The sequence below is a fragment of the Gordoniibacillus kamchatkensis genome (assembly GCF_000829455.1).
In the GTDB taxonomy this organism is placed as follows: domain Bacteria; phylum Bacillota; class Bacilli; order Paenibacillales; family NBRC-103111; genus Gordoniibacillus; species Gordoniibacillus kamchatkensis.
Genome location: NZ_JXAK01000099.1, coordinates 1 through 14,676 on the forward strand (window position 1 = coordinate 1; position 14,676 = coordinate 14,676).

A 14,676-nucleotide genomic window follows, 5' to 3' on the forward strand; every position below is an offset into this window, starting at 1 on the left:
CAGTAATCTGCCGATACGTCCACTTCTCCTCCATATGAAGGCGAATAGCTTCTTTCTTCAATTCCTCTGGATACTTTTTAAACTTCTGACCCTTGACTGCCATAAAAATGCACCCCTTAGAAATCATCGGATTAACCTAGGGGTTTTTCCAATGTCTATTCTAAGGGGTGCACTTCACGACGGACTTCAGGCTTTTTTGCAGTTACATTCTTGTATCCGATTTGTACGTCTCGTCGATATGCCGGGAGCGCCCCCGGTTGCGGCGCAGGCGCCGCGCCATGCGGGCGAGAAGCAGATCACCGTTTTTTTTAGGCCATAGAGCGCGTACAGGAGCAGCGGGATGAGGATCATTTTGCCGATGGAGCCCGGGTATTTGACGCCCACGTACACCGCCACCGCAATAATGACCGGAGTGATATACCAAGCGGCCTTCGGAATGCCGCCCTTCTTGAAGCTCGGATATTTGATCGTGCTCACCATCAGGAACGAAAGCAGCAGCGTGCTGAGCAGCAATATATACGGATTCAGCTCGGCATGGAACAAGGCCAGCGTACACAGGACGCCGCCGGCGGCAGGGATCGGCAAGCCGATGAAGTAGCCGGGAATGCCGGCGATGACGTTGAATCTGGCGAGGCGAAGCGCGCCGCAAATCGGGAAAATCGCCGTCACGATCCAGGCGGTCGCCGAGTTCATCTCGGTGAAAGCGGCCACGTACATGATGAAAGCCGGAGCGACGCCGAAAGAGATCACGTCCGAGAGCGAATCGAGCTCTTTGCCGAATTCGCTTTGCGCGTTCAGGGCGCGGGCGACGCGGCCGTCCAAGCTGTCGAGCAGCATGGCGATGATGACCAAAATCGCGGCTCTCTCGAAATTATTATTGAAAACGAGTATGATCGCCAGTACCCCGAGAAACAAGTTGCCGACGGTAAACATACTGGGTAGCGATTTACGTATCATAGCCTCTTAGACCACCTCTGCTATACTATGCCCCGGAACGAGGCCGTTCAGTCTGACTCTTGTCCCCGCGATTACTTTCCTGATTGTATGCAATTTAAATATGCCTGTCAATGAACAATTGCTCCTGGATGCGCTTCAGCCCCTCCTTGATTGTACGGGCCCGGACTTCGCCGATGCCGTCCACTTCGTCCAGCTCTTCGATCGTTGCCATCATCATATGCGGCAAATACCCGAATTTTTCCACCAGATTTGAAATGATGACGGACGGCAGCCTCGGGATTTTGCTCAGGACGCGGAACCCGCGCGGCGAGACGGGCTCTTCCAGAATCGAGTTGGTGGACGGGTAGCCGAGCAGACGGATCATCGCCTGCGGATCGAGCAGCTCGTCAGGCGACAGCGCCTTCAGCGCCGCTTTCACTTCTTTCACCTTCTCCTCGCTCAGCTCGCGCACGTAGTCGCGAATGAGATGCATCGCTTCCTGTTCGGTATTGCCTACCAGCTCGTCGAGCTGCATCGAGATGAGCCGCCCTTCCGTACCGAGCTCGTTGATGTACCGTTTGATTTCGGCCCGGATGCGCAGCACCATCTCGATACGCTGCATCACATTGGCTACGTCGTGCAGCGTCACGAGCTCCTCGAATTCCGATGCGCCGAGGTTGGTTAGCGATTGCTGCAGCACGGACCGGTAATTTTCCAGCGTTTGAATCGCTTGATTCGCTTTCGTCAAAATGACGCCGATATCTTTTAGCGCATAGCGCAAATCGCCTTGATACAAGGTGATGACGTTGCGCCGCTGGGAGATGGACACGACCAGCTTGCCGGTCTGCTTCGCCACCCGCTCCGCCGTCCGGTGCCGGATCCCCGTCTCGATCGACGGGATCGACGGATCGGGAATGAGCTGCGTATTGGCATATAAAATCTTCTTAATATCTTCGCTAAGAATAATCGCCCCGTCCATTTTCGCCAGCTCGTATAAATAGTTAGGCGAGAAGTCGCAGTTGATAAAAAAGCCCCCGTCGACAACCTCCATCAACTCGTCGCTGTAGCCGACAACGATGAGGCCGCCGGTTTTCGCCCGAAGCACGTTCTCAAGACCGTCGCGGAACGGCGTCCCGGGCGCGACGAGCTGGAGCAGCTCGCTCATAACGTCTTTCTTCGTTGGTTTGCTCATCATCCGTCCTCCTGTTGCCGCTTATCCTAGCGCAGCTTTTAGCGCGTCCGCCACGGTCTCGACTCCGATGATGTCGATGCCTGCCGGTGGAGTCCATCCTTTGAGGCTTTTTTCCGGGACGATGGCCCGCCTGAAGCCGAGCTTCTGGGCCTCCCTCACCCGTTGATCGACGCGCGATACGCCGCGCACTTCCCCCGTTAGTCCTATTTCGCCGAAAACGACGTCGAACGGCTGCGTCGGCTTGTCGCGGAAGCTCGAGGCGATGCTGATCGCCGCCGCCAGGTCGACCGCCGGTTCGTCCAGCTTGACGCCCCCGGCCACGTTCAGGTACGCGTCCTGATTTTGCAGGAACATCCCCATCCGCTTTTCCAGCACGGCAACAATGAGCGCTAGCCGGTTATGGTCGATGCCGGTCGCCATCCGCCGCGGCGAAGGGAAGTTCGTCGTCGAGACGAGCGCCTGAATTTCCACCAGCACCGGCCTCGTGCCTTCCATGCTGGCCACAACGGTAGAGCCCGATACGCCGAGCGGCCGCTCCTGCAAAAACAGCTCGGACGGGTTGCTCACTTCCACGAGCCCGGCTTCCCGCATTTCGAATATACCAATCTCATTCGTCGAGCCGAACCGGTTTTTGACGGCGCGCAGCACGCGGTACGTATGATGGCGCTCGCCCTCGAAATAGAGCACGCAATCGACCATATGCTCGAGCATGCGCGGTCCGGCGATCGCGCCTTCCTTCGTCACATGCCCGACAAGCACCGTCGCGATCCCCTTCACCTTGGCCACGCGCATAAAATGTCCCGTACACTCGCGCACTTGCGATACGGTCCCCGGAGCCGACTGAATCGCCGGGTGATACACCGTCTGAATGGAATCGATCACGGCAAAATCGGGGCCGATCTCGTTCATCGCCTCTTCGATCAGCTCCAGATTCGTCTCGCACAGCACGTACAAGTTCGGAGACATGGCGCCGAGCCTGTCGGCCCGAAGCTTCGTCTGCTTGACCGATTCCTCGCCGGATATGTACAAAACTTTCTGCCCGGTCTTGGCCAGCGCGTACGACGTCTGCAGCAGCAGCGTCGATTTGCCGATGCCCGGATCTCCGCCGACGAGAATGAGCGAGCCGGGGACGATGCCGCCGCCCAGCACGCGGTTGAGCTCCTGATTGTCGGTCAGCACGCGCTGTTCGGGACTGCTTTCTATGTGTATGATCGGCATTGGCTTTTCTTTCGTTTTCAAAGCGGATGATGACAGAAATCCTTGCGTCTTGACTACGGTCTCGATCTCTTCGACCATCGTATTCCAAGCTCCGCAGCCCGGACACTTGCCCATCCACTTCGGCGATTCGAAGCCGCAATCCTGGCAGCAAAACTTCGTTTTCGGCTTACTCATTTTTTCTGTTCCCCATCTTTTTTCCAGTCCTCTATTTTCAAAGTTTATCACGTTTAGGCAGCCGTTGAAAGTCCTATCGCCAAAAAGCGACAAACGCTCCGCACCCCAGCCGTAAGGCTGAGCGGTGCGGAGCGTTCAGGTGAACCGCAGCTACATTCGATTATTTGTTCGCCGTTGCTTTCTCGGTCCGTTCGACGACCAGCTCGCCGTCCTTCTCGTCGATCGTCAGCGAATCTCCTTTGGAGATGGCCCCTCTGAGCAGCTCCTCGGACAGACGGTCCTCGATGTGCTTCTGGATAGCGCGGCGCAGCGGACGCGCGCCGTACGTCGGGTCGAACCCTTCTTTGGCCAGAAACTTGAGGGCGCTCTCCGTCAGAAGGAAGTCGACTTCTTGCTCTTTCAGCCGTTTGCGCAGATCGTCCGCCATGAGCGAAACGATACGGGCGATATGCTGCTCGTCGAGCGAGTGGAAGACGATGATTTCGTCGATCCGGTTCAGGAATTCCGGACGGAAGCTCTTCTTGAGCTCGTTCATGACTTTGTCTTTCATATTGTTGTATTCGCGGCCGGCATCCTGCGTCGCCGTGAAGCCGAGCGTCGTATTTTTGCGGATCGCTTCGGCGCCTACGTTCGATGTCATAATGATCAGGGTGTTGCGGAAATCGACCGTACGCCCTTTGGAATCGGTCAGGCGGCCGTCTTCCAGCACTTGCAGCAAAATGTTAAACACTTCCGGATGCGCCTTCTCGATCTCATCGAGCAGCACGACCGAGTACGGCTTGCGGCGCACTTTCTCGGTCAGCTGGCCGCCTTCCTCGTAGCCGACATATCCCGGAGGCGCCCCGACGAGGCGGGACGTGGAATGCTTCTCCATGTACTCCGACATGTCGATGCGGATGACCGCGTTCTCGTCGCCGAACATCGATTCGGCCAAGGCGCGGGCCAGCTCGGTTTTGCCGACGCCCGTCGGTCCGAGGAAGATGAACGAGCCCATCGGACGCTTCGGGTCTTTCAGGCCGGCGCGGGCGCGGCGGATGGCGCGGGCCACCGCTTTGACCGCTTCTTCCTGGCCGATGACGCGGCTGTGCAGGATGTCTTCCATTTTCAGCAGCCGTTCGGTTTCTTCTTCCGCCAGCTTGCTGACCGGAATGCCGGTCCAGCTGGCCACGACTTGAGCGATATCCTCAGGCGTTACTTCCATGTCCATCCGGCCCTGCTTTTCTTTCCATTGGTTGCGGGTGGAGTCGAGCTCTTCGCGCAGCTTCTGCTCCGTATCGCGCAGCGACGCCGCCTTCTCGAACTCTTGGCTCTGCACCGCGGCGTCTTTCTCCTTGCGGATTTCCTCCAGCTTGTTTTCCAGCTGCTTGAGTGACGGCGGCACGGTGTACGACCGCAAACGAACTTTGGAGCTCGCTTCGTCGATCAGATCGATCGCTTTATCCGGCAAGAAGCGGTCGGTGATGTAGCGGTCCGACAGCATGACCGCTTCGCGGATCGCCTCGTCGGTAATTTTCACCCGGTGGTGGGCTTCATACCGGTCGCGCAAACCTTGCAAAATAAGGATCGCTTCTTCCGGCGACGGCTGGTCGACCGTAATCGGTTGGAAACGGCGCTCCAGCGCAGCGTCTTTCTCGATATATTTGCGGTATTCGTCGAGCGTCGTGGCCCCGATGCACTGCAGCTCGCCGCGTGCCAGCGCCGGCTTCAGGATATTCGAAGCGTCGATGGCGCCTTCCGCTCCGCCTGCGCCGATCAGCGTATGCAGCTCGTCGATGAACAGGATGATGTTGCCCGCTTGGCGAATTTCGTCCATGATTTTTTTCAGGCGGTCTTCAAACTCGCCCCGGTATTTCGTTCCGGCCACGACAGAACCCATATCGAGCGTCATGACGCGTTTATCTTTCAACGTTTCGGGAATTTCGTTGTTGATGATTTTTTGTGCCAGCCCTTCGGCGATGGCGGTTTTGCCGACGCCGGGCTCGCCGATGAGCACCGGGTTGTTTTTCGTGCGGCGGCTCAGCACCTGGATCACCCGCTCGATTTCTTTGGAGCGGCCGATTACCGGGTCAAGGTGCCCTTCTTTGGCGTACGCCGTCAAGTCGCGGGCGAGGCCGTCCAGCGTCGGCGTATTGACGTTCGCGTGCTGGCCGTGGCTCGGCGACACCGTCTCGCTGCTGCCAAGCAGCTGCAGCACTTGCTGGCGCGCCTTGTTCAGGCTGACGCCTAAATTGTTGAGGACGCGCGCCGCAACGCCTTCGCCTTCCCGAATCAGCCCCAGCAAAATGTGCTCGGTGCCGACGTACGTATGGCCAAGCTTGCGCGCTTCATCCATGGACAGTTCAATGACTTTCTTGGCGCGCGGTGTATAGGCAATGTTGGAGGGCTGCTCTTGACCGCGGCCGATCAGCGATTCGACCTCGTCCTGGATTTTCTCAAGGCCGAGTCCGAGCGCGACAAGCGCTTTGGCGGCAATGCCTTCGCCTTCTCGAATGAGCCCGAGCAAAATATGCTCGGTGCCGATGTTGTTATGGCCCAGCCGGACCGCTTCTTCTTGCGCTAAAGAAAGCACCTTCTGTGCACGTTCCGTAAATCTGCCGAACATCATAGTTCGCACCTCCGTGTAAATAGTATACGTGTATTTGAGTCAAGCATGCTGCGATGCTGCAAAACGTTCGCGAATGAGCTGCGCCCGCCTGATATCCCTTTCGTCGGGGGATAGCTTTTCTCCTGCAATTTGCTGCAAAAAGCCAGGCTGCGTCATCACCATCAATTCGTTGAGCACGTACGGCGATACGCCGCGGATTATGTTCAGGTCGATGCCGAGCCTTACGTCGGACAGTCTCTGCGCCGCCTCTTTCGAATCCATGATCGCAGCGTGGGACAGTATCCCCAGCGAGCGGTTGACGCGGTCTACGATGCGCATTTTCCATTCCTGCACCAGCTTTTGCCGCGCAGCACGTTCGTGCTCGATGATCTGCTTGGCGACGCCGTACAGATTGTCGATGATTTCTTCCTCCGACTGCCCGAGCGTAATCTGGTTCGAGATCTGGAACAGGTTGCCGAGCGCCTCGCTGCCTTCGCCGTAAATGCCCCGCACCGCGAGCCCGACCTGCGTGACCGCCGTCAAAATGCGGCTGATCTGCTGCGACAGCACCAGCCCCGGCAAGTGCATCATGACCGAAGCGCGAATGCCGGTGCCGACGTTGGTCGGACAGCTCGTCAAATAGCCGCGCCGCTCGTCGAAGCCGTATTCCAGCTTCTTCTCGAACACGTCGTCGACCTGGTTCGCCAAATCCCACGCTTCCTTGATTTGAAAGCCGGGATATAAACATTGAATGCGCAGATGGTCCTCTTCGTTCACCATAATGCTGACCGATTCGTTGTCGCTTAAAATAACGGCTCCATTGCGCGACTCGTTGGCCAGATTGGGACTGATCAGGTGCTTTTCGACCAGGACCATTTTCTGCAATTCATTCATGTCGGCGAGAGGAATAAGCGTAAAATGGCTGATCTCCTTCAAATCCTCGTGCTGCATGACGGCCGATAATTTATCCAGCACTTCGCGCGACTGTTGGTTCGTGGCCAGCATCGGGTACGGATAATCCCGCAAGTTGCGCGCGATGCGGACCCGGCTGCTGATGACGATGTCGGATTCGGGACCTTCGCCCTTCATCCATTCGGTTAACGCCTGTTCGGTAAAACGTTTCGGAATCATGGTCATCCCCTCCTCACGGAATCCGTCTCCGCTACTTCGCGCTCATTTTGCGCTCCAGCTCTTTGATCTGGTCGCGCAATTCCGCCGCTTTCTCGAACTCTTCGCGCTCGATGCTGCTCATCATCTCGCGCTTGAGCCGGTCGATCTCGCGCTTGTGCTGGATGATGCTGCCCGAACGTTTCGGCACTTTGCCGGTATGCACGATATTGCCGTGCACCCGCTTGAACAGAGGGTCCAGCCGCTCCGAGAAGCTCTCGTAGCACTGGCTGCAGCCGAACCGCCCGAGCTTGCTGAACTGGCTGTACGTCAGCCCGCAATTGTCGCAGCGCAGCTTATGCACCTTCGCGGCGGACTGGCTTTGCGACGGCTCGAAGTCGAGCAGGCCGGAAAGCAGGTTATGGATGGAGAAGCCGCCGCTCGTACCCGGTATCAGCTCCCCCTTCTCGCGGGCGCACGACTCGCAAATATGGAACTCCGTCTTCTCGCCGTTGACGATCTTCGTAAAATGCAGCGTCGCCGGCTTTTTCCCGCATTCTTGACACATCATCGGTCGATCATCTCCTTTGGAGACGGCTTAGGCCGTTTATCATTTGCTCAAAATCGCAATCAGCATCGCCCGCAAAATGGCGGCCCGCACTTCATCCCGCAGCGGCAGCTTAAGGGCCAAAACTTCGCGCGAAAGGGCGGCTTTCATCATGTTCGCCTCTCTGGCGGTGATGAGCTTCGCTTCCTCCAGCTGATAGACGATGCCTTCGGAAGAAGCTTGATCGATCTGCCCGCCGATCGTTCTGGAGACGAAGTCCAGAATCGATCCGTGCGAATGAAGCTGCACTTTCTGGATGCGGATGTAGCCGCCTCCGCCGCGTTTGCTTTCGACGATGTAGCCCTTTTCCAGCGTGAAGCGCGTGCTGATGACGTAATTGATCTGGGAAGGAACGCATTGAAATTTGTCGGCCAGCTCGTTGCGCTGGATTTCGATGATGCCGTCGGGGCTTTGGTGAAGCACTTGCTTTAAATATTGTTCGATCACTTCCGAGACGTTACGCATTGTAAAACTCCTCCGTAATAGGCTCGGTTGACTTTGACTTTCTTTGACCTTGATTCCATTATAATCAAAACACTTTCTTTTGACAAGTGGCTTCAACAAAGTACAAGGACAATTATAGTATTGACAAAAATGCCCCTACTTACCGTAGGGGCATTTACCAAATTGTTGTTCTTTTCTGCCGGACAGTCACATTTGTCTCTGTTTAAATGGAATACTGTTCGCCAAACTTATCGAGCGAAACAGCCCTTTAAAGGAGCTGGTTTCTATAACTGTTTCTCCATGGCCATGACATCGACGAAATTGCCGTCTAAAATGCCTTGATTCTGGAAAACCCCCACTTCCCGATATCCGGCCTTCCGGTAAAGCCCCTGACCGAGCCCGTTAAAAGGGAATGTAAAGAGCACAAACTTGTAAAAGCCATGATCGCGTCCGAGAGTTTCCAGCTCATTCAAGAGCCGCTTCCCAATTCCCTTGCCGCGGGACTCACGTTCTATGTAGATCGACAAATCGCCGACTCCGTCGTAGGCACAACGGGAATTATACTGATTAATGGACGCCCACCCGACAACAACGCCATCTTTCTCAGCAACAATCACAGCATACCTTCCCTGATGCTTGCCAAACCATTCCCGCATAAAACTCAAATCTTTGACGTCCGATTCCAGAGTGGCGATACGATCCTCAATTCCTTGATTGTAGATCAGCATAATTCGCGGTAAATCTTGATCGGCAGCCCTTCTGATTAGCAGCATTCGCTCTTCCCCCTTAGCTCGGAAACCGGAACAGTCGTTGTCGGTTTTGATGGAGTCGCGCAGCAAGCGGAAGGCATGACGCGATCTTCTGCCGCTTCGAATTCACTGTCTTTCTTGGTGTAAAACACCTCCCACGGATTGCCCTCCGGATCGGTAACCCAAACTTTATCTTGAACCGCATAACAGCAAGTGGTGTTCATCTCATCAAGGGGCACAAGACCTGCTGCTTGAAGACGATCCTTCGCGGCCTCAACTTCTTCCGTATTCTTTACCTGGAAGCCAAAGTGATTTAAGACACCTTTATTTTCGTAAGCCCGAACGTTTAATGAAAAATGTAAAGCGGGGTTATCGAGTTCAAATTTCGCGTAGTTGTCCTTCACTTTGGTCGGCTCCGCTTGAAACAATATTTTGTAAAAGCGAAGAGATTGCTCCAAGTTCTTCACGTTAATCGCTACATGCATCCGCATTTATGATCGCTCCTTTTTCGCTTTGCAATAGTTGACAATTGCAAATACGATTCGAAAATAAACTCCTCTTATAGAGGAGGGGTGCAGCAATGAGGACTCTGACTCATGGCATCGCCGAGTATTTGCAGGCTTTCAAGAACTTGCGCTTTTTTGTCCTGAGGGACATTTTGGAAAATGCCGTTCACATAGTCTTCCATGGTTTTCGCAATTTCCTTATGCTGCTCTTGACCTTTATCCGTCAAGGAAAGAACGACATACCTTCTATCTTTCGGATCGGCTTGCCGTTGCACCAGCTCGCTCTCGACAAGCTGTTGGACCTGCCTGCTTAACGTACTTGTATCGATGCTAAGCAGCTCGGAAAGCTCGTTTAAGGATATGTCGGGTCGTTTATAAAGCTCGTAAATGATGTGGCTTTGTACAACCGAAACTCCGCAACACTGTGCTCCGTCTTTTTGAAGCAGGCCAAATCGTCTGACCAAAAGCTGCAAAACTTCTCGTACATCCACGTATTGTGGTAACTGTTTCATGTTTAATCACCCGATTTATTTATAACATACAATAGTTGATATTTGCAACTATTTGTTTTAACATGTGATTATGAAAGATGGTACCCGAGGAGGAGCCGCATGAACACGTCGGATATTTGGAAAGATTTCCATGAAGCGTTGCTTACGTTTATAAAAAAACGAGTGAACAACAAATATGATGCGGAAGACATCCTTCAGGAGGTTTTTCGGAAAATCCATAGCTCCGTCCACCTTCTAACGGATGAGAAGAAACTAAGGAGCTGGATTTACCATATCGCCCGCAATTCGATAACCGATCACTACCGTGCTGCTGCCAAAAGAAAAGAAGCTGAGACCTCGTTCGATGCTGGCCTCGATTTCCCGGAGCCTTCGGACGAAAACAGCAATTTCAATCAAGTGGTGAGCAGCTGGCTTAAGTGCTTCATACAAGGATTAGAGGAAAAATACAGAGAAGCGATCATGTTGACGGAATTTGAAAATCTCACTCAGAGGGAGTTGGCCGATCGGCTCGGAATATCCGTTTCGGGCGCAAAATCCCGGGTACAACGCGGCAGGGAAAAAGTGAAAGAACTGCTTCTTGAGTGCTGCCGAATCGAAAGAGATCGCCTAGGAAATGTGATTGATGCTCAGCCGAAAACGAATGATTGCAGCTGTACGAGCTGCGAGAATTCATTTTTCGGGAATCTGCGTCCTTTTTAAAGCACCTTCGTCTTAACAGGTGAATTTACAAAAGGAGGCTGATTCAAATGACCGAAACTGAGGCGAAAACCGATGCTTGTTGCTGTTGCTGCTGCACGGATGCCGAGCGGAAGGACGATTGCTGCGAGCCGGACTGCTGCAAAACAGATTCAAAGAAGCCGTCAAGCTGCTGCTAACTATTTCGTAATGAAAGGTGCGAGTCCAGATGATCAATGAGTATGCCTTGGAAAAAATCGCACAATGGAACGTTAAAGAGATGGAGCAATATTTCTCTTACCGCGAACCAATCATAAAAACAGAGCCAGAAGTTCGAATTCGATGGTTCAACCTTTTTCGGATTCGGAAACAAGAAGCGGTTTGTTGCTGCTGCTAAAAGCATAAGAGCGGGGTGCCACGATACTCACTCCGCTCTTGTGTTTTGAATTGGTCCACTCAGCACGAGGGGTTGGACATGCATCTATGCATCCGTTTCGCGTCAATTTCCTTCTTTCACAAATAACCCAATGCGATCTTTAATCGCGTCTCTTACTTCACGGAATTTAGCCATAATTTCTTCTTCCGTGCCGGTAGCTTTCGCAGGGTCTTCGAAGCCCCAATGCCATTTTACGACGTTTTTGTTGGAAATAGCGGGGCAATGCTCGTCTGCATGGCCGCACAGCGTAATTACATAATCTGCTTTGTTCAAAATTTCAGGATCGATCACATCGGAAGTATGGCTTGATATATCGACACCCGCTTCTTTCATCGCCGCAACCGCACGTGGGTTAAGACCGTGTGCCTCTAGGCCGGCGCTTTTCACCTCGTATTTATCGCCGCCCAGAGCTTTTAAAAATCCGTCGGCGATTTGGCTTCTGCATGAATTTCCCGTACAAAGAAAATAAACTAATTTTTTGCCCATTTTCGTTAACCCCTTATTCGTGAATTGTTTTATACACCAAGGAAGCAGAGATTGCCCCAAGAATTGTTGCCGCCACGTATATCCATAAGTGTTGAGTTGCCCCAGAAATCAGAGCCGGTCCCAGAGAGCGCGCAGGGTTCATTGAAGCGCCGCAAATTGGTCCTGCAAACATCGCCATCAGTCCGACTGTGCCGCCGATAGCGACCCCAGCAAAACCTTTCACAGCTTTGCCGTGTACCGCCGAGCCTAAAATAACCATCATAAGCACAAACGTCAAAATAAATTCCAGAACAAAGGACTGAGCCGCAGATGAACGCGGCAGCGTTGCGCCTAAATTAGCGACGTTGCCAAACAGCAATAGTAACGTATAGCTGGCCAAGAGCGCCGCGGCAAATTGAACGAGCACATAATACAAGGCGTCTTGCAAAGAAATATCTTTTCGTACGAGAAAGCCGATGGTTACTGCAGGATTAAAGTGAGCACCCGACACGTGTCCGAATGTGTAAATAAGCGCCATAACGACTAGACCGAATGTCAGGGCCACACCTACGTGGGTGATTTCTTTCGTGATTTGATCGATGACTATAGCGCCAGGACCTGCAAATACCAAGAAGTAAGTGCCTATGAACTCGGCAATCAGTTTATTGCGTAACATGTTTGAACCCCTTATTTTAGCAGCAATCTTCGCAGGTAACTTTATCGAGTTGTTCTTTTTGGCCCGGGAGGTGGGCCAATAAATCGGCCAAAAAAGGCTTATCTTCAATTGCAAGGCGGTAGTACACCCACTGGCCTCTTTTGGATTCTTTGACTAGTCCGCCATCCTTCAATTTACGCATATGCTGACTGATATTCGGTTGACTTGTTTGAAGAATTTCAACGATTTCACACACGCAGAGCTCTTTTTCTTGTAATAATAGCAAAATCGTTAGCCTGCATTTGTCGCCGAGCAGTTTCAAGATATCGACCATTTTATCGATTTCAATCATATAAGTCTCCTTTACATAGGCACATCCATTCTTTTCAATCTTTTTTAGAAACGCCCCACAGCAGTTATGAATTTGTAAATCATTATATAAGAAAATACTTATATATACATAGTTAAGTTTTTGTAAATGCGGTCCAACATCGATTTAATCGGCATTATCCGCCGCGGCAATTCCGTGTATAACACCATACATTATGATATCCCCGGCGAATAAAGGAGCGGATATCGTGAACAAGTTTCCGGATGTGGTGATCATAGTCAGAAGCAAAAGAAATTTTGCACTGATCGGCAAAGTTCGTATAATCGGAAGCGCAAAGCCGTGCAGAAGGTTTTTAAGAGTTGGGGCTCCTGTAAGAGAAGCTGTTTTTTGCCTTCTTAAGAATAGGTTTACAATAGTCGAACAAGGAAATGCCGGTGTATTTTTCCGAATTAGATGATAGATATTGTTGGGTAGCCTGTTGCGTTGATTAAGCCCTCACCTTAACAGCAAGGTGAGGGCTTTTTGATGCTAAACTATACCCAATGTGCTTGCTTCATCCACCAGGCCCTCTTTTGGGGACCATTCAGCAAGCATAAATTGGTAGGACAAATCGCTTTCCACAGCTTTCTTTGACTCCGAATACATGGTATAATTCCAAATAACAAACATATGTTCCCGTTGTTGTGGCTCTCTAGAAGACATGCGTCTGTATTTAGCATATCGTTAAAAATGTTCCGAAGAGGAGCTTTTACTACAAAGAATGGAAAGGTTGGTGACCCGCCTTTGGCCCGGCATATTGAATACGAGCCGATTACGTCCAAGTCGATACTGAATCAAGTCTCCGCGCCTTCGATGCCGTTCCGGTGGTCGATCAATCCTTACCGGGGCTGCCAGCACGGCTGCAGCTTCTGCTACGCACGCTCGACCCATTCCTTCTTGGGCATTGCAGCGGACGATACGTTCCAAAATCATATTTTCTTGAAATCCAACGCTGTTGAAGCACTCGAGGGGCAGCTGCGCAAAATGAGCCGTTCCCGCGGCGGCCTGCGTGGTCTCGACTACGTTGCTATCGGCACTGCTACCGACCCGTACCAACCGGTCGAAGCAAATGCCAAGCTGACCCGCGGCTGTTTGGAGGTACTCGCCAAATACGGCGTTTCCGTCAGCTTAACGACTCGGTCGCCTTTAATATTGCGGGACTTGGATCTGTTGTCCAACATGTCCGTCTGCTCCATCAATATCAGCATCAACACGCTCGATAAAAAAGTGTGGAAGGCGCTTGAGCCTTCTACACCGTCACCAATGAAACGGCTGGAAACGGTCCAAGCACTGTCGGAGGCAGGCATTACGGCCGGCGTCTTTATGGCGCCGATTTTACCGCATTTGACTGACCGCCTCGAGGACCTTGAGGAGCTGGTACGATTGACTGCGCAGCACCGGGCTTCGTTTTGTTTAGGAGCTCGTTTTTTGCGGCTAAGCACGTCTGAGGTGAAAGTGTGGTTTTTCGAGACGCTGCGTCAGCATTATCCGCACCTTGTAGCAAAATATGCAGCGTTGTTCAGCGGATCCGGCTACACGCCAAAACATTACCGTGAACCGATTGAAGCTGCAATCGGACGGATGCTCAACCAGCATGGCCTCGATAGCAAAGACGCGCTACGCCGCGAAAAGCTTGTCGCCGCTGAAGAGGAAGCGGAGCCGGTACAGCTGTCCTTCTCCTTCTAGCGGCATCTGCACATAGCGAAAAGCCTTTCTCTTGAACTTGAGAAAGGCTTTTTCATTTAGCTGAAGTGAGTGCTCTATATTCGGTCCAGTACGAACCTGCCGGCAAAATAAAACGGACCTCATTCGCATGAGTCCTCATCTGCTTGGCGACGTCCTACTCTCCCAAGACCCTGCGGTCTAAGTACCATCGGCGCTGGAGGGCTTAACGATCGTGTTCGGGATGGGTACGCGTGGTTCCCCTCCGCCATTGTCACCAAACGGTTCAGGGCTATTCCCTGAAAACTAGATACGAAACGTTGCGCAGTAGAAGCTCTATGTTTTGGATAAGCCCTCGACCGATTAGTATTCGTCAGCTCCACG

15 protein-coding genes and 1 rRNA gene are annotated in these 14,676 nt (G+C 52.7%); 2 read left to right on the top strand and 14 right to left on the bottom strand.

Going from position 1 to position 14,676, the window contains the following annotated elements:
* Positions 1-186: 186 nt before the first annotated feature.
* The 10 genes from pssA to SD70_RS35510 form a co-directional block, all read right to left on the bottom strand.
* Complete coding sequence (pssA, locus tag SD70_RS30960) at positions 187-957, bottom strand: CDP-diacylglycerol--serine O-phosphatidyltransferase (RefSeq protein WP_082053786.1); 771 nt, start codon at positions 955-957, stop codon at positions 187-189.
* A 94-nt stretch (positions 958-1,051) separates the two neighbouring features.
* The gene (disA, locus tag SD70_RS30965; protein WP_394298040.1) at positions 1,052-2,128 is read right to left on the bottom strand and encodes a DNA integrity scanning diadenylate cyclase DisA; all 1,077 of its coding nucleotides are present in this window, start codon (positions 2,126-2,128) and stop codon (positions 1,052-1,054) included.
* Between the two features lie 21 nt (positions 2,129-2,149).
* A complete protein-coding gene (gene radA, locus SD70_RS30970) occupies positions 2,150-3,520 on the bottom strand; it encodes a DNA repair protein RadA (protein ID WP_041052420.1) in 1,371 nt (456 codons plus the stop codon).
* 160 nt (positions 3,521-3,680) lie between these two features.
* Entirely contained in the window at positions 3,681-6,125 is a 2,445-nt protein-coding gene (clpC, locus tag SD70_RS30975; protein WP_041052421.1) for an ATP-dependent protease ATP-binding subunit ClpC, read from the bottom strand.
* 39 nt (positions 6,126-6,164) lie between these two features.
* On the bottom strand, positions 6,165-7,235 hold the full coding sequence (locus tag SD70_RS30980) for a protein arginine kinase (protein WP_156158296.1): 1,071 nt from the start codon (positions 7,233-7,235) through the stop codon (positions 6,165-6,167).
* Positions 7,236-7,266: 31 nt separating this feature from the next.
* On the bottom strand, positions 7,267-7,782 hold the full coding sequence (locus tag SD70_RS30985; protein ID WP_041052424.1) for a UvrB/UvrC motif-containing protein: 516 nt from the start codon (positions 7,780-7,782) through the stop codon (positions 7,267-7,269).
* A 39-nt stretch (positions 7,783-7,821) separates the two neighbouring features.
* Positions 7,822-8,283: a CtsR family transcriptional regulator gene (locus SD70_RS30990; protein WP_041052426.1), complete on the bottom strand. Its 462-nt coding sequence runs from the start codon at positions 8,281-8,283 to the stop codon at positions 7,822-7,824.
* A 263-nt stretch (positions 8,284-8,546) separates the two neighbouring features.
* The gene (locus tag SD70_RS30995) at positions 8,547-9,035 is read right to left on the bottom strand and encodes an arsinothricin resistance N-acetyltransferase ArsN1 family A (protein WP_041052428.1); all 489 of its coding nucleotides are present in this window, start codon (positions 9,033-9,035) and stop codon (positions 8,547-8,549) included.
* Positions 9,026-9,502, bottom strand: coding sequence for an ArsI/CadI family heavy metal resistance metalloenzyme (locus SD70_RS31000; protein WP_041052430.1), 477 nt, complete (start codon positions 9,500-9,502; stop codon positions 9,026-9,028). The genes SD70_RS30995 and SD70_RS31000 overlap by 10 nt, the downstream gene beginning before the upstream one ends.
* Before the next feature lie 68 nt (positions 9,503-9,570).
* Positions 9,571-10,029 (bottom strand): MarR family winged helix-turn-helix transcriptional regulator, encoded by a 459-nt coding sequence (locus tag SD70_RS35510; RefSeq protein ID WP_082053787.1) that lies wholly within the window; start codon positions 10,027-10,029, stop codon positions 9,571-9,573.
* Positions 10,030-10,128: 99 nt separating this feature from the next.
* Between SD70_RS35510 and sigZ the strand changes: the two genes are divergently transcribed.
* On the top strand, positions 10,129-10,728 hold the full coding sequence (sigZ, locus tag SD70_RS31010; protein ID WP_041052433.1) for an RNA polymerase sigma factor SigZ: 600 nt from the start codon (positions 10,129-10,131) through the stop codon (positions 10,726-10,728).
* A gap of 475 nt (positions 10,729-11,203) precedes the next feature.
* Here sigZ and arsC read toward each other — a convergent pair whose 3' ends face one another.
* The 3 genes from arsC to SD70_RS31025 are packed head-to-tail and all read right to left on the bottom strand — an operon-like array spanning position 11,204 to position 12,612.
* Positions 11,204-11,626, bottom strand: a complete 423-nt coding sequence (gene arsC / locus SD70_RS31015; RefSeq protein WP_041052435.1) for an arsenate reductase (thioredoxin) — start codon at positions 11,624-11,626, stop codon at positions 11,204-11,206.
* Between the two features lie 13 nt (positions 11,627-11,639).
* Entirely contained in the window at positions 11,640-12,281 is a 642-nt protein-coding gene (locus SD70_RS31020) for an MIP/aquaporin family protein (protein WP_041052436.1), read from the bottom strand.
* A 16-nt stretch (positions 12,282-12,297) separates the two neighbouring features.
* On the bottom strand, positions 12,298-12,612 hold the full coding sequence (locus SD70_RS31025; RefSeq protein WP_041052437.1) for an ArsR/SmtB family transcription factor: 315 nt from the start codon (positions 12,610-12,612) through the stop codon (positions 12,298-12,300).
* Between the two features lie 762 nt (positions 12,613-13,374).
* Between SD70_RS31025 and SD70_RS31030 the strand changes: the two genes are divergently transcribed.
* Entirely contained in the window at positions 13,375-14,316 is a 942-nt protein-coding gene (locus tag SD70_RS31030; protein WP_231571706.1) for an SPL family radical SAM protein, read from the top strand.
* A 141-nt stretch (positions 14,317-14,457) separates the two neighbouring features.
* Here the strand turns inward: SD70_RS31030 and rrf are convergent.
* Positions 14,458-14,574 (bottom strand): 5S ribosomal RNA (gene rrf / locus SD70_RS31035).
* Positions 14,575-14,676: the final 102 nt, after the last annotated feature.

Excerpts from the sequence above, each read along its gene's own strand:
- pssA (WP_082053786.1), bottom strand. The coding sequence starts at position 957 with ATGATACGTAAATCGCTACCCAGTATGTTTACCGTCGGCAACTTGTTT.
- disA (WP_394298040.1), bottom strand. The coding sequence starts at position 2,128 with ATGAGCAAACCAACGAAGAAAGACGTTATGAGCGAGCTGCTCCAGCTC.
- radA (WP_041052420.1), bottom strand. The coding sequence starts at position 3,520 with ATGAGTAAGCCGAAAACGAAGTTTTGCTGCCAGGATTGCGGCTTCGAA.
- clpC (WP_041052421.1), bottom strand. The coding sequence starts at position 6,125 with ATGATGTTCGGCAGATTTACGGAACGTGCACAGAAGGTGCTTTCTTTA.
- SD70_RS30980 (WP_156158296.1), bottom strand. The coding sequence starts at position 7,235 with ATGATTCCGAAACGTTTTACCGAACAGGCGTTAACCGAATGGATGAAG.
- SD70_RS30985 (WP_041052424.1), bottom strand. The coding sequence starts at position 7,782 with ATGATGTGTCAAGAATGCGGGAAAAAGCCGGCGACGCTGCATTTTACG.
- SD70_RS30990 (WP_041052426.1), bottom strand. The coding sequence starts at position 8,283 with ATGCGTAACGTCTCGGAAGTGATCGAACAATATTTAAAGCAAGTGCTT.
- SD70_RS30995 (WP_041052428.1), bottom strand. The coding sequence starts at position 9,035 with ATGCTGCTAATCAGAAGGGCTGCCGATCAAGATTTACCGCGAATTATG.
- SD70_RS31000 (WP_041052430.1), bottom strand. The coding sequence starts at position 9,502 with ATGCGGATGCATGTAGCGATTAACGTGAAGAACTTGGAGCAATCTCTT.
- SD70_RS35510 (WP_082053787.1), bottom strand. The coding sequence starts at position 10,029 with ATGAAACAGTTACCACAATACGTGGATGTACGAGAAGTTTTGCAGCTT.
- sigZ (WP_041052433.1), top strand. The coding sequence starts at position 10,129 with ATGAACACGTCGGATATTTGGAAAGATTTCCATGAAGCGTTGCTTACG.
- arsC (WP_041052435.1), bottom strand. The coding sequence starts at position 11,626 with ATGGGCAAAAAATTAGTTTATTTTCTTTGTACGGGAAATTCATGCAGA.
- SD70_RS31020 (WP_041052436.1), bottom strand. The coding sequence starts at position 12,281 with ATGTTACGCAATAAACTGATTGCCGAGTTCATAGGCACTTACTTCTTG.
- SD70_RS31025 (WP_041052437.1), bottom strand. The coding sequence starts at position 12,612 with ATGATTGAAATCGATAAAATGGTCGATATCTTGAAACTGCTCGGCGAC.